Origin of the sequence: Microcoleus sp. FACHB-68, assembly GCF_014695715.1 — a bacterium.
Classification (GTDB): Bacteria; Cyanobacteriota; Cyanobacteriia; order Cyanobacteriales; family Oscillatoriaceae; genus FACHB-68.
The window spans coordinates 102,620-124,918 of sequence record NZ_JACJOT010000008.1; the positions used below are offsets into that span (position 1 = coordinate 102,620).

24 protein-coding genes and 21 tRNA genes are annotated in these 22,299 nt (G+C 43.9%); 6 read left to right on the forward strand and 39 right to left on the reverse strand.

What is annotated here, in order from left to right:
- Positions 1-6: 6 nt before the first annotated feature.
- From H6F73_RS09460 to H6F73_RS09500, 9 genes are all read right to left on the reverse strand, one after another.
- Positions 7-531 carry a tetratricopeptide repeat protein gene (locus H6F73_RS09460; protein ID WP_190758559.1) on the reverse strand — a complete coding sequence of 175 codons (525 nt, stop codon included), beginning with the start codon at positions 529-531 and terminating at the stop codon, positions 7-9.
- 80 nt (positions 532-611) lie between these two features.
- Entirely contained in the window at positions 612-1,196 is a 585-nt protein-coding gene (locus H6F73_RS09465; protein WP_190758560.1) for a DUF924 family protein, read from the reverse strand.
- 39 nt (positions 1,197-1,235) lie between these two features.
- Positions 1,236-1,874, reverse strand: coding sequence for a ThiF family adenylyltransferase (locus H6F73_RS09470; RefSeq protein ID WP_190758561.1), 639 nt, complete (start codon positions 1,872-1,874; stop codon positions 1,236-1,238).
- Between the two features lie 246 nt (positions 1,875-2,120).
- Positions 2,121-2,957 carry a hypothetical protein gene (locus H6F73_RS09475; protein ID WP_190758562.1) on the reverse strand — a complete coding sequence of 279 codons (837 nt, stop codon included), beginning with the start codon at positions 2,955-2,957 and terminating at the stop codon, positions 2,121-2,123.
- A 120-nt stretch (positions 2,958-3,077) separates the two neighbouring features.
- The gene (locus H6F73_RS09480) at positions 3,078-3,779 is read right to left on the reverse strand and encodes a hypothetical protein (RefSeq protein WP_242072403.1); all 702 of its coding nucleotides are present in this window, start codon (positions 3,777-3,779) and stop codon (positions 3,078-3,080) included.
- Between the two features lie 387 nt (positions 3,780-4,166).
- Complete coding sequence (locus H6F73_RS09485; RefSeq protein ID WP_190759590.1) at positions 4,167-5,375, reverse strand: ATP-binding protein; 1,209 nt, start codon at positions 5,373-5,375, stop codon at positions 4,167-4,169.
- Between the two features lie 96 nt (positions 5,376-5,471).
- Positions 5,472-6,020: an RNA 2'-phosphotransferase gene (locus H6F73_RS09490; protein WP_199330490.1), complete on the reverse strand. Its 549-nt coding sequence runs from the start codon at positions 6,018-6,020 to the stop codon at positions 5,472-5,474.
- A 65-nt stretch (positions 6,021-6,085) separates the two neighbouring features.
- Positions 6,086-6,766, reverse strand: a complete 681-nt coding sequence (locus tag H6F73_RS09495; RefSeq protein WP_190758563.1) for a methyltransferase domain-containing protein — start codon at positions 6,764-6,766, stop codon at positions 6,086-6,088.
- A gap of 523 nt (positions 6,767-7,289) precedes the next feature.
- A complete protein-coding gene (locus tag H6F73_RS09500; RefSeq protein ID WP_190758564.1) occupies positions 7,290-7,508 on the reverse strand; it encodes a hypothetical protein in 219 nt (72 codons plus the stop codon).
- Between the two features lie 377 nt (positions 7,509-7,885).
- Between H6F73_RS09500 and H6F73_RS26480 the strand changes: the two genes are divergently transcribed.
- Both H6F73_RS26480 and H6F73_RS09510 read left to right on the forward strand, forming a co-directional pair.
- Positions 7,886-8,089, forward strand: a complete 204-nt coding sequence (locus tag H6F73_RS26480) for a hypothetical protein (protein ID WP_242072404.1) — start codon at positions 7,886-7,888, stop codon at positions 8,087-8,089.
- Between the two features lie 437 nt (positions 8,090-8,526).
- On the forward strand, positions 8,527-8,841 hold the full coding sequence (locus tag H6F73_RS09510; RefSeq protein WP_190758566.1) for a hypothetical protein: 315 nt from the start codon (positions 8,527-8,529) through the stop codon (positions 8,839-8,841).
- 445 nt (positions 8,842-9,286) lie between these two features.
- Here the strand turns inward: H6F73_RS09510 and H6F73_RS09515 are convergent, their stop codons facing one another.
- The 15 genes from H6F73_RS09515 to H6F73_RS09585 form a co-directional block, all read right to left on the reverse strand.
- Entirely contained in the window at positions 9,287-9,742 is a 456-nt protein-coding gene (locus tag H6F73_RS09515; protein WP_190758567.1) for a DIP1984 family protein, read from the reverse strand.
- Between the two features lie 121 nt (positions 9,743-9,863).
- Entirely contained in the window at positions 9,864-10,058 is a 195-nt protein-coding gene (locus H6F73_RS25950) for a hypothetical protein (RefSeq protein WP_199330491.1), read from the reverse strand.
- A gap of 265 nt (positions 10,059-10,323) precedes the next feature.
- Positions 10,324-11,757: a vWA domain-containing protein gene (locus H6F73_RS09525; protein WP_190758568.1), complete on the reverse strand. Its 1,434-nt coding sequence runs from the start codon at positions 11,755-11,757 to the stop codon at positions 10,324-10,326.
- Between the two features lie 193 nt (positions 11,758-11,950).
- Positions 11,951-12,388 (reverse strand): hypothetical protein, encoded by a 438-nt coding sequence (locus H6F73_RS09530; RefSeq protein WP_190758569.1) that lies wholly within the window; start codon positions 12,386-12,388, stop codon positions 11,951-11,953.
- A 235-nt stretch (positions 12,389-12,623) separates the two neighbouring features.
- Positions 12,624-13,013, reverse strand: coding sequence for a 50S ribosomal protein L7/L12 (gene rplL / locus H6F73_RS09535; protein ID WP_190758570.1), 390 nt, complete (start codon positions 13,011-13,013; stop codon positions 12,624-12,626).
- A 122-nt stretch (positions 13,014-13,135) separates the two neighbouring features.
- Positions 13,136-13,211, reverse strand: a tRNA-Ile gene (locus H6F73_RS09540).
- A gap of 676 nt (positions 13,212-13,887) precedes the next feature.
- Positions 13,888-14,088, reverse strand: a complete 201-nt coding sequence (locus H6F73_RS09545; RefSeq protein WP_190758571.1) for a hypothetical protein — start codon at positions 14,086-14,088, stop codon at positions 13,888-13,890.
- A 650-nt stretch (positions 14,089-14,738) separates the two neighbouring features.
- Positions 14,739-14,811, reverse strand: a tRNA-Lys gene (locus H6F73_RS09550).
- A 22-nt stretch (positions 14,812-14,833) separates the two neighbouring features.
- Entirely contained in the window at positions 14,834-15,007 is a 174-nt protein-coding gene (locus H6F73_RS09555; RefSeq protein WP_190758572.1) for a hypothetical protein, read from the reverse strand.
- Positions 15,008-15,217: 210 nt separating this feature from the next.
- A tRNA-His gene (locus H6F73_RS09560) sits at positions 15,218-15,291 on the reverse strand.
- Between the two features lie 54 nt (positions 15,292-15,345).
- A tRNA-Ala gene (locus tag H6F73_RS09565) sits at positions 15,346-15,416 on the reverse strand.
- Between the two features lie 354 nt (positions 15,417-15,770).
- Positions 15,771-15,843 (reverse strand) — tRNA-Arg (locus tag H6F73_RS09570).
- 6 nt (positions 15,844-15,849) lie between these two features.
- A tRNA-Val gene (locus tag H6F73_RS09575) sits at positions 15,850-15,925 on the reverse strand.
- A gap of 154 nt (positions 15,926-16,079) precedes the next feature.
- Positions 16,080-16,152: transfer RNA gene (locus H6F73_RS09580), tRNA-Thr, on the reverse strand.
- Positions 16,153-16,160: 8 nt separating this feature from the next.
- Positions 16,161-16,236: transfer RNA gene (locus tag H6F73_RS09585), tRNA-Met, on the reverse strand.
- A 78-nt stretch (positions 16,237-16,314) separates the two neighbouring features.
- On the opposite strand from H6F73_RS09585, the gene H6F73_RS09590 reads away from it, so the two are divergent.
- A complete protein-coding gene (locus tag H6F73_RS09590; RefSeq protein WP_190758573.1) occupies positions 16,315-16,956 on the forward strand; it encodes a hypothetical protein in 642 nt (213 codons plus the stop codon).
- Positions 16,957-17,015: 59 nt separating this feature from the next.
- On the opposite strand, the gene H6F73_RS09595 is transcribed toward H6F73_RS09590, so the two are convergent.
- The 13 genes from H6F73_RS09595 to H6F73_RS09655 all read right to left on the reverse strand — a co-directional run bounded on the left by H6F73_RS09595 (position 17,016) and on the right by H6F73_RS09655 (position 18,432).
- Positions 17,016-17,090 (reverse strand) — tRNA-Leu (locus H6F73_RS09595).
- Between the two features lie 4 nt (positions 17,091-17,094).
- Positions 17,095-17,167: transfer RNA gene (locus H6F73_RS09600), tRNA-Pro, on the reverse strand.
- Positions 17,168-17,278: 111 nt separating this feature from the next.
- Positions 17,279-17,354 (reverse strand) — tRNA-Gln (locus H6F73_RS09605).
- A 5-nt stretch (positions 17,355-17,359) separates the two neighbouring features.
- Positions 17,360-17,459: transfer RNA gene (locus H6F73_RS09610), tRNA-Gln, on the reverse strand.
- 12 nt (positions 17,460-17,471) lie between these two features.
- Positions 17,472-17,543: transfer RNA gene (locus H6F73_RS09615), tRNA-Asn, on the reverse strand.
- Between the two features lie 7 nt (positions 17,544-17,550).
- Positions 17,551-17,624 (reverse strand) — tRNA-Phe (locus tag H6F73_RS09620).
- Positions 17,625-17,629: 5 nt separating this feature from the next.
- A tRNA-Ser gene (locus H6F73_RS09625) sits at positions 17,630-17,716 on the reverse strand.
- 126 nt (positions 17,717-17,842) lie between these two features.
- A tRNA-Glu gene (locus H6F73_RS09630) sits at positions 17,843-17,945 on the reverse strand.
- A gap of 5 nt (positions 17,946-17,950) precedes the next feature.
- Positions 17,951-18,025: transfer RNA gene (locus H6F73_RS09635), tRNA-Trp, on the reverse strand.
- A gap of 3 nt (positions 18,026-18,028) precedes the next feature.
- A tRNA-Ile gene (locus H6F73_RS09640) sits at positions 18,029-18,129 on the reverse strand.
- A 43-nt stretch (positions 18,130-18,172) separates the two neighbouring features.
- Positions 18,173-18,249 (reverse strand) — tRNA-Cys (locus tag H6F73_RS09645).
- A 5-nt stretch (positions 18,250-18,254) separates the two neighbouring features.
- Positions 18,255-18,329: transfer RNA gene (locus H6F73_RS09650), tRNA-Glu, on the reverse strand.
- 30 nt (positions 18,330-18,359) lie between these two features.
- Positions 18,360-18,432: transfer RNA gene (locus tag H6F73_RS09655), tRNA-Asp, on the reverse strand.
- Positions 18,433-18,751: 319 nt separating this feature from the next.
- On the opposite strand from H6F73_RS09655, the gene H6F73_RS09660 reads away from it, so the two are divergent.
- The gene (locus H6F73_RS09660; protein ID WP_190758574.1) at positions 18,752-18,901 is read left to right on the forward strand and encodes a hypothetical protein; all 150 of its coding nucleotides are present in this window, start codon (positions 18,752-18,754) and stop codon (positions 18,899-18,901) included.
- Between the two features lie 34 nt (positions 18,902-18,935).
- On the opposite strand, the gene H6F73_RS09665 is transcribed toward H6F73_RS09660, so the two are convergent.
- Both H6F73_RS09665 and yidD read right to left on the reverse strand, forming a co-directional pair.
- Positions 18,936-20,126 carry an FAD-dependent oxidoreductase gene (locus tag H6F73_RS09665; RefSeq protein WP_190758575.1) on the reverse strand — a complete coding sequence of 397 codons (1,191 nt, stop codon included), beginning with the start codon at positions 20,124-20,126 and terminating at the stop codon, positions 18,936-18,938.
- 42 nt (positions 20,127-20,168) lie between these two features.
- A complete protein-coding gene (gene yidD, locus H6F73_RS09670) occupies positions 20,169-20,633 on the reverse strand; it encodes a membrane protein insertion efficiency factor YidD (RefSeq protein ID WP_190758576.1) in 465 nt (154 codons plus the stop codon).
- A 564-nt stretch (positions 20,634-21,197) separates the two neighbouring features.
- On the opposite strand from yidD, the gene H6F73_RS09675 reads away from it, so the two are divergent.
- Both H6F73_RS09675 and rplU read left to right on the forward strand, forming a co-directional pair.
- Positions 21,198-21,512, forward strand: a complete 315-nt coding sequence (locus H6F73_RS09675) for a DUF6464 family protein (protein WP_190758577.1) — start codon at positions 21,198-21,200, stop codon at positions 21,510-21,512.
- Positions 21,513-21,837: 325 nt separating this feature from the next.
- Positions 21,838-22,236, forward strand: a complete 399-nt coding sequence (gene rplU, locus H6F73_RS09680; protein ID WP_190758578.1) for a 50S ribosomal protein L21 — start codon at positions 21,838-21,840, stop codon at positions 22,234-22,236.
- Positions 22,237-22,299 lie beyond the last annotated feature (63 nt).

Sequence of the window (22,299 nt, forward strand, 5' to 3'; positions counted from 1 at the left end):
GTAAACTTACCCAATACTGCCCAGAATCGTCCCGTATCCCGCCTGATCGCCAATTTCTTTAGCAAAGGCTAAAGCTTGATTTAAGAATTCCAAAGCTTTGGCATACTGTCCTAGATTGCGGTAAACGAACCCAATATTATTGAGACTCTTGCCGTATAGCGCCTGATCGCCAACTTCTTTAGCAATGGCTAAAGCTTGGTTGTAAAAGTCTAAAGCTTTGGAATACTGTCCTAGACTGACGTAAACTGACCCAATATTGTAGAGAGTCGTCCCGTATAGCGCCTGATCGCCAATTTCTTTAGCAAAGGCTAAAGCTCGCTCAAATGTCTCTAACGCTTCTCTAAACCGGCCTTGATTATACTGCTGAAGCCCTATCCCGTTAAGCCGAATCGCTTCGTTTCTTCTGTCTTGCGTGGTTGACACCGGCACGGCAATTACCGGCTTTCCTAAACTTATCGGCAGCAGGGGAATGCCGGCATTTGTGAGCAGAACAAGGGTGAGTGAACTGAAAGAAAATAAAGGCCGGCGCATGGGTAGATGCCTCCGCAAATCCGATAAAATTTGGTTGGTTTAATCTTATCTATGTTTGGCCGGCGAACACTTATGCAATTTTAAAAAGAAGAACCGGCTTGTTTGAGAAATTCCGTTTCTTCTGCTGTAGATTCCCGTCCCAGAATTTCGTTGCGATGGGGAAAGCGCCCAAATTGCTCAATGATTTTTAGATGCCGAATTGCATAATCAAGGGTTAAGGCGCTGTCGGGAGAATCTTTTAGTTGTTGAAAAAGCTCAACACACTGGCGTTGATGTTCTAAGTTTTCGCTGTGTTCAAATGGCAAGTAAATAAACTGTCGCTGCACCGGCAGCAGTTGTTGATCAAATTCGTGATCAACGGCATACTGAGCGGCAGCTAACGCTTTATAATCCGTCGCAAAGGCTTGTGGTTGACCGCGAAACATATTGCGGGGAAATTGATCCAGCAAGATAATTAAGGCGAGACAACTTTGGGGTGATTCTTGCCAAGAATCATAGTTGCCGGCTGCTGCTAATTCGTATTCAGTGAAAAACCGCGAACGAATTTCTTCATCAAATACTGGATTTTTGGTATACCAGATGTTCCGAGTGTTGCCATATTCTGCATCTTCAGGATGACCAAACCAGAAGTTTAAGATTTCATTCACTTGTGGATGTAGATTCATAGTATTTGTTAGGTAAAGGTGAGAAAATGAGGCCAGAATTTAGGGGATGTAAGGTTTTATAGCGAAATCTCCGAGGGTGAGGGTGTAATTTTGTTGGGTGCCGGTGCCGGCGAAGGTAATAATCACTTCACAGGCGACTGCTACGGTGAGCATAACTAAATTTCTGGCAAGTGGATAGTCGCAGATGTCATCATTGGCAGGAGAAGGAACGCGGTAGTTGTCATTCCAAATGATTTCAGCATAATCTGAAGCTAACCCGACGTGCAGGCAGGGAACGGATGCGCCGGCACAGTAACTTTTTACGGCGTTTCTGCTTGTACTGTTGTCGAAAGTATCGATAACAATAGCAGGTTTTCCTAACAGTTGTACGGCGTTTTGCTCGGTTAATTCTTTAGTTTGCGCCTCTACTTTTACTCCTAAAGCGCGGTAAAGTGTATTTGCCAGAATTTTAGCTTTAAAAGCTCCCACATCTGAGCGATAGTAAGGTTGGGTGGATAGGTTGCGTTCTTCAATGCGATCACGATCAATCACTTTGAGTTGAGCGAAGCCGGCACGCGCTAAATTTTCAGTAATATTGGCACCTAATGCGCCGGCACCGCATACGATTACAGGCAATTCACGGATTTTTGCCATGACTGCCGGTGTTCTGTGAAGTTGTTCGTGAAAAAAGATAGACACTCTTACCTCCTACTTATTAACAAAAAATTGATAATTTATTTTGAAATATTGCAGCTTTATAAGAATGAGTTATTGCCAAATAACATTGCTAAAGTAACTGAAAAGATTGCAGACATATAATCCATAACTCATGATTATTTATTTCTAATTACAGAAAAAACAACAACAATGAGTTGTTGCAATCTTTTCAAGATACTTAGATTAAATAGGTTAGCCGTTTTTATACCTAACGTGCTAATACTATCTTTACCGATCTTCAACAACTCCGACGAGAGATTGCAGGTCAAAATTACGATCCAATCCGCTAAGGCAGATGCCGGCGCTGATGGCGGTGAGATCGTTTTTGGAAATCGCACTGGTATGTTGTTCGCCATTGCCGGTTGTCCACTCAACGATCCAATAGTCATCGCGATCATGGAATTGTTGCAGTTGACCTCCACCCATTTGCAATGCTTTTTGCAGGCGTTTTTCATCCCATTGCTGTTGCATTTGAGCTTCAAATTCTTTGGTTTGTTGTGCCACGAGTTGATAAACAGTCCGCATTTCGGGAGTCATGCCTTTAAAGCGCACCTCTGCCGGCGGTGTCACTTGCTTTAGCGCTTCTCTTAACGCTTCAGCCGGCATGGGATCGGCGCGGCGATCAGTTTCTTCAAACCACCAACTGCATCCATCCCATCGAGCGATAATTGGCTCAAATGTTGCACCCTCACTCACCAAATACACTGGCACCGGCTTGACACAACCCAGACGCTGACGGACATCTGATTCATTAACAGGGTAAGCGAACCACGTTTGTTTTTGCAACTTATAGGCTAGCGACAAACGCACCGCCGGCAGATGTTGCAGATATTCTGTCACCTGCGGTAAGTCGGCTTCTTCAACGACTTTGGCGACTTTACTGGTAGCCGGTTGAAAAATTCCCCAACCTTCAAAATTTCGGGGTTCAGGGGTGAAGGTATACACGATTCCTGCTACTTTTGTCCGCACTCGTCCTCCACGCACGCAAGGTGCCAAAAATTGAGTGTCGTGCAGTTGATATTCCTGCACGGAAAGTTGCTTAAGAAGTTTGCGAATATTAGTCACTGCTTTTACCTCATTGTTGGATTGATAGATGCAAAACTAACTGATTTTTTTAAAAAATTGCTTAAAATGCGACCTATTTTTAAAGTTAACCCTATTTCATTTTCTTAACCTTTATAAAATTTATTCAAAATCAGGCGCTTTATAAATGTATTCCTTTTCAAAAGTAAAAACTTTTGCACAGTTACCAAGATATACAATTTTGTCCAAATCGAATAAATCAAAAATATAATCGATTAACTCATGTTCATTAACCCAAGGGCGGTTATAATAATAATTCCCAATAATATCTCTATTAACAATTTTTTCTTTGATTAATTTAGAGCGTATTGGCTTAATATAACGATAGAATAATACAACTTGAGTGGAATAATTTTCTTGTAATTCAAAAAATCTTTGCTGTTCAACAAAACTCATAAGAAATAATAACTTTGACATTTCAACCCCTAAAATAAAATTAACTAAAATATTCAAATATTCATTAGTCACTTCTTCAGGAATTACGCCAGTGATTGTATAATATTTATAATAATATTCCGCGATTTCTTTTTCTGATAAAGGTTTTTCAATAAACATCCTTTTTAAGACAACTTTAACATTTTGATGTAAATATTTTTTAGATTGCTCAGCTAGATTCATTAATTCCGATTGAATTAAATCATTTAAGATTTGATGTTGTTGCTCAGGGGAAATACTGGCAAACAAAGTCATGGAATTTAATAAATAACGCCGGGTGCTAGCATCTTTACTCCGAAAGTCCTCTAAAAATGAATAAGGGATAACTCCAAATCTATCTAAGCGTCTGTTAGAAAAATCTTTATTCATACAAAACCCTCAATAAACCCTTTCTATTTCGATGGGTTGCGGAATTGCTCGCTTTCCTAAATTCTCAGGCTATAGCAGGAAGGTTGGGAAAGGGAGTATTAAAATGGTAAATCGATCTAAGCCGGTAAAGGAAAAAAAAATAATAATTTAATGTAGGGGGGTGAAAATCGGTTCGGCTGCCGCCACCTGTTTCTCAGTGCATTCAGCAAGGACAGCCATCGTTGCTAAACTCAACAAGCAGCAAGTTAGGGTGGGTTTTGCGCTCAACCTTATCAGCTGGCTAAACTCACCCTAACAATCCTATCAATTTTAACCAACTGGAACACCCGTGCAATTGCCGGTTTTGCCTTTGTCTCACGGCAAAAGTCAAAGAGCCGGTAAAACGAGCTATTCTACAAATCGGTGATGAAATTCATACATCAAATCAACTCTTCCTTTGCGTAAAACGGCAGGATCGAGCCTTTCTGTGGTATTGCAAGTCATCAAGATTACCAGTTTTTGCTGTGATTGAATTCCCGATTCTTCAATCACGCTTTGATACAAAGTTCCATCCAGCAAACTGAGGATATGTTCAGTTTTAGTATTACCTTGAGCGGCTAAGCTGGCTCGATTTTGAGCTAAATTATCAGCTTCGTTAATAATGATACAAATCCGCTCTAAGTAACTGGGGGGAACAAAGTTTTCCACGGCGTCGTGGTCTAGAATAAAAATGACATATCCTAGAGGTACAAGGATTTCTTTTGCCACCGCTTGTGTCCAGGCAGTTTTACCTGTGCCAGGATCTCCATAAACCAGTACAGCTAGCTGATTTTGGTCAAGAATTGCCTGCTGCACAGCGTCGGTAAAGCTTTGAATGTCTGCCGGAAAAGTCCGAATAGGAAATTGGCTGTGAACTTGTCCCACACGGCTTTTGTAACCACTGAGAATGACCGCTAAATTATAAGTTGCTTTGTTAATTAGCGGGGCTAAATTTTGAGCGATCAGTGTGTACTGTTTGCGGCCTCTATCGAATCTGTCAATTTGCAGCCAAACCCCGTATTGAGACCAATAAGCAAAAACGGTGCCAATTGTTTCCAGACGTTCCCAATTAACAAAGCGTTCAACAGGATAGTAAAAATACCGCTCCAAATAATATTGAGTAATAATATCCGGTTTTCCCAATAACTCCAAGATTTTGAGAATGGTAATTTCCTGTAGCTTATTCAGCACATAATCAATGGGAATACTGGTGCGGCTGACAAGTTGAGCGACCGGCGTTTCAATATTTAAAACGTCTTTAAATCGATAATCTGGCGCTGGTGGTTCTGGAGTAATATAATTCCAAAACTCATCAAGTTCGTAGCGCGTATGCTCAGAAAAAACGTTTAAAATATTGGCCCACCAAGTAAACTCATTGCGTCCCAAAGCATCCGCAATATCACTGGCAATATCCAAGGCTTTTCGGCTAAGTTCCCATGTGTCTGTAGACACAATATGCCACAAAAATCCCCAGTCAATATCTCGATTTAGCGGTCGCCAGCCGGCTCCTAATAAGCCTCTGCTTTGAGGGTGGTTATATCCGGATGCGTCCTCATTTCCAAAGTTTCCTGATGCCATAAATCCTGTATATTCGATAATGACTGGCAAATCTTCAGTTAAAGATGAAAAATCGCTTCTTCTTGATTTTTAACTAGGCGTTTCTATTTTTTTCCTTCACGTTATTTTCAAGTATTTGGAAGGAACATGATCCACCAGCCAAACTCCATTATTAGAACAGTAAAACTTATAACCGGCCTGATGCATGGCGGCAGCATTCACCGCAAATACAACGGGCCGTCCGTGACGTTTGCCAACTTTTATGGCAGTTGCCATATTGACCGATAAATGAACGTGGTGCCGCGACATTTTGCTCAAACCCATTTGCAGAATTGACTCAACTGCACCCTGTCCTGTTCCGTGATATAACACCTTTGGCGGAACAGCTTCCTCTAGCTGTAAATCAACCTCTAGGCTGTGCCCTTGGTTGGCGCGAATCTGGGTGCCGGTGGAGTTGAATGAAAATCGTTTTTTATCATTAGAAGCAACGACTTCATCCAGTTCATCACGCTCAATATCAAACGAATGTTTTTTAGATGCAGCTAACAGTTCATCCACCGATACCCAGCCACCCGGCGCAAGTTCAAGACCAATTTTATCAGGCCGATGTCGTAGGTGGTAACTCAAAAATTTGCTAATTTTAATGGCGCGAGATTCGTTTATCATGATCTTATTTTACTCTAAAAAATTAACAACATCTAAATTTTATTAGATCAATTCTATTTTAAAATTCATTGCTTTCTTCCTCCAAAAATTGCAAAATTGAGATAACGCCAATGACAACCGACCTCTTCAAAACCCGCTGACTTCAACCACTGAAGTTGATCTTCAACTGAAGATGGTCTATCTTCTTTAAGGTAATTCTGAAACCACTTTTCATCATCTTCCCCATTCGCTTTCATATACTGACGCCACAATCGCTCATACTGCTGCGTTAGCTGGGGAGTCGCACCTGTAACGGTATCTCGAATCAGCAGCAAGCCGCCGGGATTTACTGCATGAAAAAGATCCTGGTACAGCTTTTGTTTTTCCGGCTCGTCGAGGTGGTGTATGGCTAACCCCGATATTACCAAATCGTACTCAGAACCTACATCATCTTCCGCAAAGTTTCCCTGATGCAATTTTACCCGTTCTTGATACGCTGAAAGGTTTTTTTTGCAAGCTGCGATCATGTTATCAGCCATGTCAAATGCCACGACTGTTGCATTCGGAAATGCCTGAAGAATTAGGAAGGATAAAACACCAGTGCCGGCTCCTAAATCAAGCACCTTCAAGCTAGCCTCGCGCTCGAACGGAATTAGCTCTAGCATCAACCCATGTTGCTCGTGATAGTGCGGAATTAGCCGGGGAATTAGGCCATCATAATCAAATGCTTCTGCCTCAAAGTGGGCACGTACTACGTCTAGACGCACAGACTAATCCTCCTAAAACTTTCGCAACTGTGAGAGAAAAGCATCAAACCCATTTATCACTATCAGAGCCATAACAGTGCTGGTGTAAGGTCGAGCTTAGTTGATAATTGATTGCTAGGAAAGACAATTTTTTCTCAAAACTCACCCATACAACGACTTCTCTTTTCGGAAAATGAAACAGCTTCAATCGGTTAGTAAATAACCTGCGTAAAAGTTACCAGATCAATGCGGTTTCTTCACTCAGAAGGAACTCCACCGGCTTGTTATTACACACTCATTAAAGGATAGCTACTTTTAAGCCAACCTACCGGGTTCTTTGTGCCTTCCTCGCTTCACGCCCGACAACTATGGTGTCGTTACTCTTCCTCTCGTACTAAGTATGTAAGCTCTGCCAATTAAGGTACGCAGGTATTCGTATTATATCGTACTACATTATAAGTTGACTGGCTATCTTTGGAGCCGGCATTTAATGCGCTGACTTTAGTATGCCGGCGCGAAACTGCACGCACACACCGTTGGGCGACTAACTCCGTTGAGGTTGCCGCACTCTGTAACTGCGCGAAGTTGAGCGTGTTTGCCTCAATGCCGGCACTTTAAGGCAACTCAAAATATCCTCAACGCGATTATAGCTGCCAGAGAACACTGCCACATCGCCAGGGAGGAGCCGGTTGAGAATGGCCAAATTCTCTGCTGTTCTGCAAAGCGCCGGCGCACCCGCTGCGACTTTGCCGGCAGTTTGCATATCGTTTATGACCTTATCTCCACAATTTAAAAAAAGCCAATAACCGCCTGGTCATGGCGATTTTTTATTATTTACAAGGCATGATTAAGGGGTTTTTTAATCTTGAGCGAAACGGCTTATTGCCTTGAAGAAAGGTTAACTTAAGAAAATCTGCATTTTATTTAACCCATAAAAATTTGCTGCTTTAATAATATAAGTTTATAACTCCCTAATTCTCGCAGGAACGTTCCACCATGTTTCACCGCTATTTTCGTCGCGTTATCGTAGCTACAGTGTTCTCGTTACCTATTGTTTCATTGATCGTCCCATCCGCCCAAGCAGAGGATCTGAACTTTACACTAAAAAACGAAACTTCCGGAACGCTCGTAGAGTTTTACGTGGAGCCTTCCGACCAAGAGAACTGGGGTTCTAACCTTCTTCAAGGCCAGAATATCAAAGCAGGAGAATCCGGGATGGTAATGATTGGTGATGGTAAAACCACTTGCGTTTATGACATCTTGGGCGTTTGGGCGGATGGGTCGAGAACAGAAGACTATAAACTGAATCTTTGCGAATTAGGCTCCTACACTTATACCGAATAGTTATTCAGTTGCAGCAGTCATGTGAACTTCTTTCACTAAATTCTTTTTAGGCATGGCTGCGCCTCGAAATTGTCTAAATATCACTGTAATAAAATCTAACAGGATATGTTTTGCTAAACTTGCGAAAAGCCAGGTTATAATTAGGAGGCGTTTCAGTATATTTATTTAATAAAAGCGGTTTTTATAAATGCCTGTAAGTGCCGAGTGTCGAAATGTACTTATTTAATTTGATAACATTTTTTTCCTGAAAAAATGAATTAACAATCTTTTCATTAGCTGTAATAACCTCCGTGAATACACGGATTCTGAAAGCAAAAAATTATGTTCTGATATGGATGTACCGGGAGCATCAGTTGAGACAAGAGAATAAAACAATGATTCATAAATCTTTCCGCTCCATTACAGCATCTGCCCTCCTAGCACTACCACTCGTTGCATTGAGCATCCAAAGTGTTTTAGCTGAAACTGAAGCTGTTACCTTTACCCTTACTAACGGAACCGAGCGTGTTCTCGAAGCATTTTATGCCGCGCCTCCCTCTTCAGATGATTGGGAAGAAGATATCTTAGGGGTGGACGTCCTGCTTCCTGGAGAATCCGCTGAGATAACCATTGACGATGGACGCGAAGACTGCAAATATGACTTCAAAGGTCGTCTTCGTGGTACAGAAGACGGCACAGTTGGTGAGGGAGAATTGATCCAGTCCGCAGTTCAAGTTTGTGATGGTGGAACTTACACTTATTTCCCGAAGTAACTAGCCTTTGTGCTAGTTAGATAACTACTAGCATCTATTTAAGTTCGGGCGCAGCAAAATCATATAAAAGTTCTTCTGCCTCACGAATAGTAAAGGGTTTACAACGCCGGGTTGGCGTTTCATCAGACTGGAGTTTGCTCTGACTCCAGTCTTTTTGTTGTGTAAATGCCTGAACCGGCAACCCCTCAAGAATCCAATATTTTTAGCTGCCGGCGTCAAGCATCTATTAAATTGAGCATCCCCTAACCCACCCTCACCAATTGCAACAGATCAGTACGCGGTAGTAACTTTAACAATGCCCTGTACGTTTGTAACAATACTGGGCTTAACTTGTTAGTTTGTGGCATGGCCCATCATGCCGGTAAGGTAGCTGTTCAGGCCACAATTCCAACTTAATCCAGTTGGCGGATTGCACTCGCTTCTGCTGTATTGGCTACCGACTTGCTCAATCTAATAATTCAGTATTCCAGTTTGCTTCTTGGATTCTAGTATCTAACTCCCGATAATCTCTAGCAAGCCGATCCATGTAGCTTTGCAGTTCCGCAATATTGACGGTACTGAAGGACTTGATTTCAGCTTGACTATACCGGCTTTGATTAACAGCGGCTGCATTCACTAAAGAATCATACACGCTTCGCTTTAGTAAAAGTGTATCTCTAGCAGCTAACGCATCTGAAATTGTCCCTTCTTGCAAATTTGTCAGAGAATTGGTTTTGTTGATTCTCTTAATCAAATCTGCGAGTTCATTCACTGTCGCCTCTAATTCTGCAATTAATGCTTGCGGATTTTCTGGCGGTTGATCTCCCTCTTGCACTTGGGCACTTCGGATCAGTCGTTGCCGCAGTTGTTCAATCCGCTTTTGGCAATCAGCTCTTAAAATTAAAGCTTCAGATAATTTCATCAGTTTTTACCTGATAATAATGGAACGGTGAAATTTTGGCAAACAATTAGCTAGATCTAATTTCCCAAAAAATTTGATAAAGTGCCGACGGGTGGATTGCTTTAGGCAAATTAGGCTCAGGCTACAAGAATGTTTTGAGGATTGTTGGCAGGTTGGTTTTTGGATCTATCTCCTCTTTGAAATTCTCACCGGAGTAAGCTGCTTCAATGTGGATTTTGCCAATGATATGGCGGTTGAATTCTGCCAGTTCTTCAGCCGGCACCCACAATTCTTGATGAATCCGGCTGCCAACCACATGAGCCTCAAACTTTTTCACATACTCATTTTCAACCTCAAACCTTGTAACAAAGCCGGCAAAACGATTGCTTTTGGTATTCCAATCCCGTGCAATCTGCTTAGCCTACTCAAAATTGAGAACAGGATAAAAAATAGGCTGTTCGGGCAGTCGAGGTGGAAATGCCTTAAAGTCAGCTTTAGCAATGAGTTCAAGTTCTCTTAAACCAACAGGCCGGTAGAGTTTCATTGCCTTCCTAGCCTCCTATCGTATTTAAGTAGGGTGTGTTTTGCACACCCTACAACAGTTATTTATCATCCCGCACCGGCAGCGATGTCTCCATAATTTCCATCAGCAATTCTAAACGTGATGGACGAGACAGCAACGGCACCAAATTTGGCAACGAGTAATAGTCGCCGGCAAAGGTAAAGGTTTCCACCGGCACCTGCTTTGCCTTCAACTGATTCTCCACATAATTACTCGCGTATCCCACCTTAATGAGAACAACATTTGGCATCACTGCCAAGTCACGGCAATAAGTTGTGTAAGCATCCACGAAGTAAGGCGCAGCGTTTTCACCTTCATCTGTCACCAGAATAATTTGCTCAACCGCCTGCTTCTTGATCCGCATCGCCTCCACCGCGCAACCGCAACTCGTACCGCCGCCGGCACGAATCAGCTTAAACGCCTTCTCCCAATCCGTCAGATCCTGACCTTCAGCCTTCACTGGGTAAGGCATCGTGTCAAAGGCGTAGACAAACAAATCCGCTTGGGAAATGCCGGAAATCAGCGAAGCGAGACGCTTACCCACTTCAATCGCATTTTCCATCGAACCCGACTTGTCAATTAACAGCGCCGTTGCCTTTGCGATCGCCCCCCGCTTCTTCACCTGCTCATTGGTGACTCGTTCTAGCTTTGCAGCCGTCGCTTCATCCAACTCGGCAACATCAGCCGCAACCCGCGCCTTGAATGCAGACACGCGATCGCTCTTTGCTGCCTTGTCAAGCTTCTCATCGATCAGCGCCTTCACATCCGGGTGATCCATCGCACCACGAGTCTGTAGAGACTTGAGGTTGTTGATGATTTCCTGCGGCGACATCGAATTAATCAGCGCCACCAGTACAGCCGGTGTCAACTGCTTTACAGCGCCCACTGCCACGGTGTAAGGGATATTGTGCTCGACAATAATCGCCGCCTGTTCTGCCGGCGACTCTGCCTTGGCAAGCTGCTTTAGCATAAAAGCAAGGCTGTCTTCCGGTGGCTTTTCCTTAAACAGCACCGCATCCGCACGCGCACCAGGTTTGATGTGCAAGCCGGCATACAGGTGCTTCATTGCCTTGCGTCCCCGTGCAGCAGCGCGATCGAAGAACTGCGGGTTCTTTTCCCGCGTCTTCAAATAGCGTGTTACAGCTGTGCGTGCGGAACGCGGCAGCTTGTTTTGGTGCTGCTTCATAAAGTCCACAATCCGAGACACCTGGTAAGGTGGGAACTCTTGCAGCATCACAAAGCCGGCATCCCGGTGTTCAATCACTGGAGAAGTGAGCAAGTTGCCAATAAAGACTTCCTTGTGATCACGCACATCACCGTTTCGCTGATACCAAACTGCTAAATGACCGTAAAAAAGCGGGTCAAGTTCAACAATTAATTTGTGAATTTCTGCAACCTTTTCTAGCTGCCGGTGAGGTGTAGTTAGCAAACTATTCAGCATTTCTAAACGCAGATCGCGCTCATCCTTATTCATCGAAACTACCTCCTTTAAATGAAGAGTATTGAGGAGATAGATGTCGCACGTCGTAAAGATTATATGGATTGCATCTTTACAAGACGCCGCGCAAGTTTAGAAAGCTTTATGTTTTACCATTACAAGGTATGTAAGCTTTCTCGGTTGGGGCGCAGCGACAGCTACCTAAATTACTACAAAAACTTTTATCTCATTACAGAGATTTCAAATCTGGTTCAACCCAGGTGATCCGAGCTTTCCAGGACATCAGCCGCTCACGGGTGTAATATTCAAGCGGCAGAGAGGGATTCCCACAATTGTGAATTAGACTCTTAGCCAGATTTACAAATGTGTGGTTTTCACCTTCACTTAAGAGATGCCGGCTCACCATTCGTATCCAAAAAAGGGTGATTGTTTCGTGATAACCACTGTCTTTTGTGGTTTGAACTCCATTAGCTCGATTAAGTTGCTGGATGTTCTCACGAATGCGATTTATTGCCTTTTGTTCTGGATAACGAGTGAGATACCACAACGCAACAATTAAATGTGCATGATGTGTCCATTCGCATCGAGGAAGCGTACAGTTCTCGAAGTTCCGAATTAGACTTTCTATCTCACTAAATGTTTGAAACACTAAAGTGTTATTACTCATTTTTAGGTACTTGCCTCACTTGCCATTTGTAAACTTCAAGATGAGGACATCGCCGCGCAAGTTGAGGGAGCTTTTTTATGCCGGCTATAGGTTCCGGCTTGCAGCGTACAACCCTTGTACGCACCTTTTTGTGTTTTGGTAGGGTATGTAAGCTCTCTCTGTCGGGACGCGGCGATAACCACGATTAATGACCTTTTGAATTAGGCAGATAGAATTTACCGAGTGCAGTTTATTGTTAGTACATGGAAACTTTCGCGCCGGCATCTTCTAGCTTTTGCTTCATTCCTTCAGCATCCTGAAGATTAATCCCAAACTTGACGACTTGCGGAGCCGAGTCTACAAAATTTTTTGCGCCCTTCAAATCCAAGCTGAGTATTTCCCGAACTGCCTTGAGAATCGCAATCTTTCTATCTGCCGGCACTTCTTGCAAAACCACAGTAAACTCAGTTTTTTCTAGAGTTTCGTCTGTCGTCAAATTAAGCTGATCTGGTAAAACTGGAATGATTAGCTTAGGCGAAGAAGCATCTACGTTAAAGGTTTCTTCAATACGCTTAACCAGTTCAGCCGTCTCCAGCATGGTTAGGGTTTTTAATTGTTCTAAAATTTCAACATTTTTATTAGACATAATGACCCTCCACAGAACGTATCTACGGCATTATAAAATCATGCCGGCACTCAGACATTCCCCAAAACAGCCTTTTGATTAAAATAAAAAAATCACTCCACGCAAGTTCACAAAGCCTTTGCTAAAAACGTGGGAATTGAACCCACATCCCTTGCGGGACTTGATTATCAGTCAAGCGCCTGTACCAATTCGGCTAGTTAGTATGTAAGCTTTGCCGGTTGGGGCGCAGAGTGAAAATTCATCTGGCTGAAAAGGAGCATGAAACTTGAATAAAATATCACTTCGCGCAAGTTGATAAAGCTGTTTGTTCAGACGCAGGATTTGTTCGCGTAAGCGTCTCCGTTCGCGCAGCGTTCCGCAGGAAAGGAGATACCTGCAAGAGCTTGAATTAAAATCAAGTGCCTTATCCATTTGGGCGAGTATGTAAGCTTTGCCGGTTAGGGCGCGAAGTGGAAATTTTAAAATCTGAAAAAACTTACAAAAATTTCAAAAAACCTCAATTTTTGTAGGAGAGAAAGTCACTTCGCGCAAGTTAAGAAAGCCTTGGTGACATATACGGGAGTTGAACCCGTGACAGTTTCCTTAAGAGGGAAATGCTCTACCACTGAGCTAGTATGTAAGCTTCCTTAGTTAGGGCGCGAAGTGAACTTTCAACTACCTGATTTCTCTCTCGCACAAGTTGCTAAAGCTTTTAACATATATGCGCTCTATCCGTTGAGCTACATCCCCAAAAAGAGGGGATGATAGGAGTCGAACCTACAACCTCTGGCTACGAAACCAGATGTATGTAAGCTTTACCTGTTAGGGTACGGGAAAGAAATCTTTTGATATTTTAGATTTAAGATAAATTATCTATCTAAAATCTAAAATTGATTTAGCCGTAAACAGCTTCTGGACGTACAATTAAGTCACCGCTGGGACGCCGATCCAGAACGTAAGAATCAAAGCGATTGCGGCTGACATCAAAATGCTGGGCGAGGCGTTCTTTAATGGCGCTGTCATTCATGCCGGCAGCCACGCCTAGCTGACTTTCGGTAACATCATAAGAACGCCCTTCAAAACGAATGTGAACCATGCCGGCACCTCCTTAAACACTGATTTTTAAGTAATTCAATGGATTTCAACTGAACTGCCTATCTTGGAACGAGTACGCTCAGTTTAATGAACTTGCCAGCAATTAAAATATTCAAAATGCTGAGAAATTCTACAGCAGAAACCGCCGCTCTAAATGATAGACTTGCTGAATGCTCCGGATTTCATCCCCACATTTACTCTGATTAGAGACAGTAAAATTTTCTTGGGTTAGATCCGTAACACATTGACTGAGATTAGGTTGATGCAGTCTAAATTTTGACTCTGAATGAGTCTCGTCCCGACTGCTCAATCTGGTGTAAAGTAACAACATAACACTGTAATCTCTGTTACGAGATTTTCTGAGTTACAACGATTAAATTCCGATTTGTTATTTGATTTTCAAGGTTTAGATGTCGAACTAAATGTCGAAGTTTTTGCCTCTTTTTTGTTCGTCACGTTTTTATGCTACATTTATACTACAAGGTTGTCAATAGATTGGGAAAAAAAGTTTTTAGAGCCTCAAAAGCGATGTAGTTCAAAGACTACACATCTTTAACTGAGGCAACATGATTGTGAACTTTGCCCCAACCGGCATCCTCTAGCGCGAGAGTGGGATGCTACGCCTCACTTTTCGGCTGCCGGTGAATCGAGTAGGTGGTATAGGAGTTGAACCTATCTAGTACCGGTTAAAAGCCGGTTGCACTAACCGCTCTGCCAACCACCCATTAAATTGATGCCAACGAAAGCTAGAGGAATCCTTTGTAGGCAAAGGAACAATTCTGCGTCCCGCCGGCAACAAAAGCCCCTCTGGATGGAATCGAACCATCACAGCCGGTGTTCGTAGCACCAGCGTCATCTCCATTGACAGAGGGAAATCCACCAGAGAGGTACTGCCCCTCCTGTTGCCGCGTTATCAGCACGGTGCCTCACTTTTCGGCCTCTGGTGGGTAAGAAATAAAAAGAAATCGTTAGGAAATACCTTAGTTTTCAAGACAAATTACCGACTATTTAGCAGCATCCTTCTAGAGTGCAGACTTGGAGGAAGATGGAAGAATCGAACTCCTACGGTTATCAGCCGTACCACGGTTTTCAAGACCGCTTGCCGGCCATTCGGCGGCACCTTCCTTAAGGGTGTCTGACGGGAATCGAACCCGCTTTTACTGGCTTCACAAACCAGCGTCTCGACCGCTTTGACTTCAGACACCATTTTGTTAGTGGAGAAACTAAAATTGCGTAAACCTTATATTCTCCACAACAATGGAAACTAGGGGAGTCGAACCCCTATCTCGACTTTGCAAGAGTCGGGTGTTACCGTTACACCAAGTACCCATGAAAACGATTAGTCAGTCAAGCAACTTTTAAAAACAACCGAGAATAATGTGCGATTGCACATCCGAAAGATAGCGTGCAAGTTATTAGAGCATTTTGCGTTTTCTCAGTTACTAAAGGGACTCCGCCGATGAGTTACTACACACTCTTTAAAGGATGGCTACTTCTAAGCCTACCTATCGGGTTCTTTGCACTCCTCGTTCGCAAACGCCCACTGTATTAGAACAGCGTTACTTTTCCTCTCGTACTAAAGTATGTAAGCTCTGAAGATTGGGTCACGCTGCAATGTGCAATCGCTCCATCCCGTGTAATTAATAGCAGAAGAAGACAACCTCCTTTTTGAACTGTATCAAGCACCCCCACCAGGATTCCAACCTGGGACACTCGCCTTAGAAGGGCGCTGCTCTGTGCACTGAGCTATAGGGGTAATAAATGGTAGTCCTGACAGGGTTTGAACCTGTGACATCCTCTTTGTAACAGAGGCACTCTCCCAACTGAGTTACAGGACTACAAAAGCGAGTGATGGGACTCGTTCGCGTAGCGTCTCCAAAGGAGATACCCATGCGCTGAGACTGGCAGACTCAGATGCTAGCCGCTACATCACACCTGCATTGTGGAAAACGGATAACTAGAGCGTTTGTCTAGAGCCTATCCGCATTCTGAAGCTGGTGACAGGAGTTGAACCTGCAACCGACTGATTACAAATCAGTTGCTCTGCCGGTTGAGCTACACCAGCACTGACTTTGGTGACGGGGGTGAGAGTTGCACTCACTGATTTCCAGGGTATGAACCTAGCAAGCCACTCTTGCTTTATCCCCGCAATATCACCCAATACTTCCAACAGGATTTGAAAATTGAAAATTATGTGATAATCATTTTATTGCCATCTCTCATAATTATGAATCAACAAGTAGAAGTAGTATGCAATTACTGCAACCAAAAATTTATGCGCTTTGTTAGTAAGTACAACCAAGATGTAAAAAAAGGCTGGAGGCAGTTCTGTTCAAAAGAATGTCATTGGCTAGCTCAAAGCAAAAGAAAGCAGGTTGTTTGTGCATATTGTGGTACTACATTTATCAAAGAAGAAATCCAAATCAAACAAACAAAAAATAATTTCTGTTCTCGATCTTGCTCTGCTAGCTACTCAAATCGAAATAAAACCAAAGGTAATCGCAGATCAAAACTAGAGATTTGGCTAGAATCTCAGCTATCTATAATCTATCCAGCGTTAGAAATACATTACAATCGTAAAGATGCTGTTAACACTGAGTTAGACATTTATATTCCATCAATCAACCTAGCCATAGAGTTAAATGGAATTTTCCATTATGCTCCTATTTATGGAAAAGACAAACTATCCCAAATTCAAAACAACGATCAAATAAAATTTCAAGCTTGCTTAGAAAAGGGTATAGATCTATGTGTTATTGATACTTCAAGCGTTATCTACTTAAAGATAGATAAGGCTCAGAAGTACCTACAAATAGTTACTCAGGTTATTGAGAATAAATTAGCTCACCCGAAAATTAAAGGGAGTTGACTTATTCCGACTTGAGTAGCGAGGTCGCCACGCTTCACATATTTAGGTTTAACACCTAATACCCCTGACAGGCATCGAACCTGCAAAAACACTCGGTCTGAGCGAGTGATGTTTTCCAATTACATCACAGGGGCAAAGTCGGGATGGTTGGATTTGAACCAACGACTCCATGCTCCCAAAGCATGGCTTCGGGCCACTGAATTACATCCCGTTGATACTTTTGGTGGGAGTCGTTCGCGTAGCGTGCCAAAGGCATACCCACAACAAATAAAACAGATTTTAAATCTGCCGCGTCTGCCAATTCCGCCACAGGAGTGCGTTTTGGCTGCCCCGCCAGGGATCGAACCTGGATCGTCTGAGTCAAAGTCAGATATGCTGCCGAATTACACCACAGGGCAATGAGTGGATGCCGGGGCAGGGAAGTGCTTCGCACCGCTTCGCTAACGAACCTGCATGACTTCTGCTTCAGAGGCAGAGGACTTTACCAATTCGTCTACCCGGCAATCAATGAAAGGCTGCCTCAGTAGGACTTGAACCTACAACCTTGCGGTTAACAGCCGCTTGCTCTGCCATTGAGCTATGAGGCAATGCCGGCCCCCCAGGTCGGTTTCGATCCGACGACCTCCTGTTCTTCAAACAGGCGCTACTACCAACTGAGCTACCGGGGGAAAAGCGGAGAGAGAGGGATTTGAACCCTCGACGGTCGTTAAACCGCTCTTTCTTAGCAGGAAAGCGCCTTAAGCCACTCGGCCACCTCTCCATGTTTGAACGCGGGAGAAAGAATTGTTATCCCGCAAAGGGTCGGGCTGGATTTGAACCAGCAGTGCTGATAGCTCCGGTTTTACAGACCTTTACCTGCGCCAATAGGGAGCCGACCCAGAAAATTTGGTAGTGCTGACGGGACTTGTTCGCATAGCGTGCGCTTTAGCGCATACCCGCAAATCACCTGATCGAAAGTCAAGCGGCTTAATCCATTTGCCTACAGCACTATGATTGGCGAAGGGACTGAGATTTGAACTCAGATCTACGGTTTTGGAGACCGTGATGTTGCCAGTTACACCATCCCTACATTTGGTAGCACCGGCGGGACTTGTTCGCATAGCGTGCGCGTTAGCGCATACCCGCATTACCCGGCTTATGAGGCCGGCGCTTTACCAATTAAGCTACGGTGCGACGCCAGAGGCTGAGGTGGGATTTGTTCGCGTAGCGTCTCCAAAGGCTGAGGTGGGATTTGAACCCACGAGAAAAATCAGTTTTGCAGACTGACGCCTTCAACCACTTGGCTACTCAGCCATTTGAAGTCCCGACGAGATTTGCACTCGCAATCTTCACCTTGAGAGGGTGACGGCTTAAACGAATTCGCCTACGGGACTGTAAATTTGCTTCCCAGAATCACTGCTGAACGAGGCTGACGGGTCTCGATCCCGCGACCTTCTGTTCGACAGACAGATGCTCTACCAACTGAGCTACAGCCCCATGAAATCAGCAGTTTGTCTTCTGGTTTTTGGACTTCTCGGCGGTTGACTCGGTGGAAGATGACCCAAGGGGGCTATCCTCAATGTTGTAGTACGAACCGCCGTTGTCCAATTTTTAATGACATGGCCTTTTACTTATTCAGTTTTCAAGGTTCAGAGTTTGTATTGCTTTCGGGATAAGCTTTTCAGCTCTTTCTCTCTCGCTCCACATTTATATACTACAAACATAATACAAAAAGTGTCAAGGGGTTGTGCAAAAGTTTTTTTACGCGGCACTCTAAAGCAGAAAAGCCTTATAAAATCAAGTATTCAAGAGGTCTATGCCTAGAAAAAGCTCAGACAAGGAGGCAAAGAAGCCAAAAATTTCTTCCGTACTACACCGGCACCGTACTACACCGGCAGATCACAAAGCCGGCATTGAGCCACCCAACCCATATATAAAGACAGCTCATCCCTCTTTCGCTGCTTGAGGAAGGAATTGCTTTCAGTTTGAAACACCAAAAATTACTTCGACTTCACCGGCAGCGCGTTAAACTGGGCCATAAACCGGCGATCAATCCAATCCTTCCACCACCACAGCAATGGCGAAGGGCCAAAACCCCAAGCGCCACGGGATGCAATTGCCGAACCAGTGCCGGTGCCAATTAAAGAGAGATATTGCTTCTGCGGCTGATATGGCTTTAAGGACTCTGCTAGCAAACTTCGCCGCAGGTTTTCATATAAAGGTTTGCCTTGCCGCACTGCAAACACCCCAGCCTTGGGGCAAGGATTCTGTATTATGGTGGCAACATCACCGGCAGCGAAAACCTGGGGGTGAGAGATAGATTGCAGAAATTCGCTCACTTGGATAAAACCGCGCTCATCCGTCGCTAAACCGGCATCTTGAAGCCAAGCCGGTGCGGATGCCTGAGTTACCCAAAAAATGCGATCGCACTCCACACTCAAACCCGACTCAGAATGAACTATTAAAGATGAATTCTGCTTTTCTACCGCACAGACGGTTTCCCCTAGATGTAGTTGAATAGCGCGTTTTCTCAGAATTTTCTGTAAGCGCCGGCGTACCCATCCGTTATAGCTGGGCATAATTTCACCGTCGCGATGGAAGATATGAATTTGTAGAATATCTGCCGGCAATTCAGTCTGCTCAAGAATTTGCCGTAAGCGTGCATCCATAGTCAATGCCAGTTCCACACCACCGGCACCCCCACCAACAATGGCAAGACTGAGGGGTTTTTTAGGAATTTCTGCAATTTCTTCAAGCAGCCGGTGCCAAATCGCTAACAACTGCGGCACCGGCTTTGCTGGAATTGCAAATTCAGTCGCACCGGGTACTGATATTGTGGCGGGAGTGCTGCCAATATCAACCGATACTACATCGAACGCCACCGGCAAACTATTGGCACACAACACTTTATTGTTCGCTAAATCTAAACCGATTGCTTCGTCAATAATTAGTTTAGCTCCGGCAAACTGTGCTAATTTTCGTAAATTTATATGACACTCATCAAATTTATAAAAGCCGGCAACATAACCAGGCAGCATCCCCGAATAAGGCGCATGAGGTGTATTTGAAATCAGCGTTAGCCGGATTCCGGGCAGTGGGTTTATCCCAAATAGTTGCAGTACAATCGCATGACTATGACCGCCGCCAATCAGCACTAAGTCTTGATCAATGGGTTGTGAGATTTGCTGCATTAAAGAGCCGGTGCTGAAACGTTAAATACTTCGATCAAAAGATTATCCACCACAACTTCCACAATCTGCACCGCTATAATTAAGTATTCCACAGGCAAGGTCAGAATGGCAGCCGGCGCATCCCTCCCAAGCTTCAAAGCCGCAGCTAATCGCCTCACAGCCATCTTCAAGAAACTCAGAACAACGACTGTTTGCCAGATTGCCGCCATTCCTATCATGACGCCGACGTTGTGCTTCCTTGTTTGGATCGGGCGTTCCAATCTTAGATTTCAGAACTTGATTGGCAGCTTTGCAAGCTTGCAGCCAATGTCGAGAGATAGCAATCGCCTCAATTAAACCCTGCTCTAAGATAGTACGTTTGATAAATTCCGAGCAAGACTCTTTTCCATGTAGTACCCGATACGCACAGGAAAACCCTTTTTTGGGGGAAATATGTTTTTGATAGCCACGGCTCAAAGCTGCTGCTGAGCTACGAGTGACTGAGTCAACCTTTGTTGTGATAACCATCTGTTGGATACCAATCTTAATGCCAGTATCTACAATGGGGAGCGTTTAACAAATGCTGAGGCACACTTTTTAGTTTTATTTATTATCTGATAACTGTAGGTAAACTGCCGGCATTTTTATAATTTTTTAATTGTTGAGCTTTTTATCCTTTGGTTTTATCTTCATAGGTGTAAGTTTTGTGATTTTCCTATCTTGAACTATGGCTCATAGTAAAAGTCTTGCTTTTGAGGGCGCGAATTGGAAGTAAATGTAACATTTTTTTAAAATTAAATAGATTTAATAAAGCTGGAATCAATCAGGAAACGCTCAAGGCTAGCCAAGCCGCTCTGAAAAGTATGCGGATTTGCACTTAGCAAGTTTTCTTTGCAAGAATTTAACCTTTTAACCATGAAAGTTTAGCTGGCTTCAGAAAATTATTAAAAAATAAGATTTAATTTTTAACAGTCATTTTAATCTTCAGGCTTGACAACTCTTAAAAATCGAGAAAAAATATAAGTTGAAAGTCAAAAAACTATAAGAGCCTTGTTTTAAGCTTTAATTTAAAAAATTTTAAGGTAGCCTATTGTGTTAGAGATTTTATTAATTTTTATCTTGGGTTTAACACCGCCCTTGCTATCTTTATGGAGCCGGCGGCTGGCAGAAGCGCGGGCAACCTCGCGGCTGAGGGCGGCGAGGGAAGCAGCAGCAGCACGGGGGCTGCGAAGCCTCGCACTTTCTCCAGATACGCGTCCTCCTGAAAGGGTGGGCCAATTCCTTGGCGATCCTTCGTGCCGGTTTAATGCCAAATCGGCTTATATTCGCTGTGCGGTTAATCCCATAGGGCCATGCCAGGATTGTCCTCAGTATCAACCACGGGAGGATATCAATTTTGGACTTTGATTTTTAACCGGCCAGTCTACTTAAACTCATTAATTAACCGGAATTTTTACCCAAATTAGCAGTTCCGTGTTTGCGTCGATTTGTCCACCGGCATCACTTTCTACAAGATAATTGTCACAGGCAAAACTGGCCACCTTCAATTAATCCAGCCAATTTCTTGACACAATCGGTAAAAATTTATAACAATTGTAGGTTGGCTGTCTATTCAGGCTCGGATCAGGTATGGCCTACGGTCAGGCTGCGCCAATTGGCAAAGCAAAAGCTGGCCCTCGCCCCATGAGCGGGATCGCTCAGCTACCTGTACGGCAATTTACTCAACAAATCCATGACTTACGCAATTATCGAAACCGGCGGCAAACAATTACGGGTAGAACCGGGCCGCTTCTATGATATCGAGCTGCTTCCTGTAGAACCAGACGTAGACCTCACCATCGACAGAGTCTTGTTCGTTCAGCACGACGGCGGTGTTAGTATCGGTCAGCCCTTCGTCGAAGGCGCAACCGTCGAAGCCACAGTGCTACAACACCGGCGGGGCCGGAAAGTGCTCGTCTACAAGATGAAGCCCAAAAAGAAAACCCGTAATAAGCGGGGACACCGGCAAGAAATCACTCGCCTGATGATTAACTCCATCAGTCTGAATGGCTCAGTGTTCAGCGCCGACGAGTCGGCATCTACCGCGCCAGCGTCTCAGCCAGAAGACGCCTATGAAACTGCGGCAGAATAAGTAAAGGGAATGGGGCATAGGGCATAGGGCATGGCTGCGCCAACCTAAAGGTACGGTTATTGA

Coding starts and splice junctions, on each gene's coding strand:
- rplU (WP_190758578.1), top strand. CDS start 21,838: ATGACTTACGCAATTATCGAAACCGGCGGCAAACAATTACGGGTAGAA.
- H6F73_RS09490 (WP_199330490.1), bottom strand. CDS start 6,020: ATGATAAACGAATCTCGCGCCATTAAAATTAGCAAATTTTTGAGTTAC.
- H6F73_RS09525 (WP_190758568.1), bottom strand. CDS start 11,757: ATGAATAAGGATGAGCGCGATCTGCGTTTAGAAATGCTGAATAGTTTG.
- H6F73_RS09460 (WP_190758559.1), bottom strand. CDS start 531: ATGCGCCGGCCTTTATTTTCTTTCAGTTCACTCACCCTTGTTCTGCTC.
- H6F73_RS09665 (WP_190758575.1), bottom strand. CDS start 20,126: ATGCAGCAAATCTCACAACCCATTGATCAAGACTTAGTGCTGATTGGC.
- H6F73_RS09590 (WP_190758573.1), top strand. CDS start 16,315: ATGAATCAACAAGTAGAAGTAGTATGCAATTACTGCAACCAAAAATTT.
- H6F73_RS09545 (WP_190758571.1), bottom strand. CDS start 14,088: ATGGTTCACATTCGTTTTGAAGGGCGTTCTTATGATGTTACCGAAAGT.
- rplL (WP_190758570.1), bottom strand. CDS start 13,013: ATGTCTAATAAAAATGTTGAAATTTTAGAACAATTAAAAACCCTAACC.
- H6F73_RS09485 (WP_190759590.1), bottom strand. CDS start 5,375: ATGGCATCAGGAAACTTTGGAAATGAGGACGCATCCGGATATAACCAC.
- H6F73_RS09465 (WP_190758560.1), bottom strand. CDS start 1,196: ATGAATCTACATCCACAAGTGAATGAAATCTTAAACTTCTGGTTTGGT.
- H6F73_RS09480 (WP_242072403.1), bottom strand. CDS start 3,779: ATGAATAAAGATTTTTCTAACAGACGCTTAGATAGATTTGGAGTTATC.
- H6F73_RS09515 (WP_190758567.1), bottom strand. CDS start 9,742: ATGAAATTATCTGAAGCTTTAATTTTAAGAGCTGATTGCCAAAAGCGG.
- H6F73_RS09660 (WP_190758574.1), top strand. CDS start 18,752: ATGCCTAGAAAAAGCTCAGACAAGGAGGCAAAGAAGCCAAAAATTTCT.
- H6F73_RS09530 (WP_190758569.1), bottom strand. CDS start 12,388: ATGAGTAATAACACTTTAGTGTTTCAAACATTTAGTGAGATAGAAAGT.
- H6F73_RS09500 (WP_190758564.1), bottom strand. CDS start 7,508: ATGCAAACTGCCGGCAAAGTCGCAGCGGGTGCGCCGGCGCTTTGCAGA.
- yidD (WP_190758576.1), bottom strand. CDS start 20,633: ATGGTTATCACAACAAAGGTTGACTCAGTCACTCGTAGCTCAGCAGCA.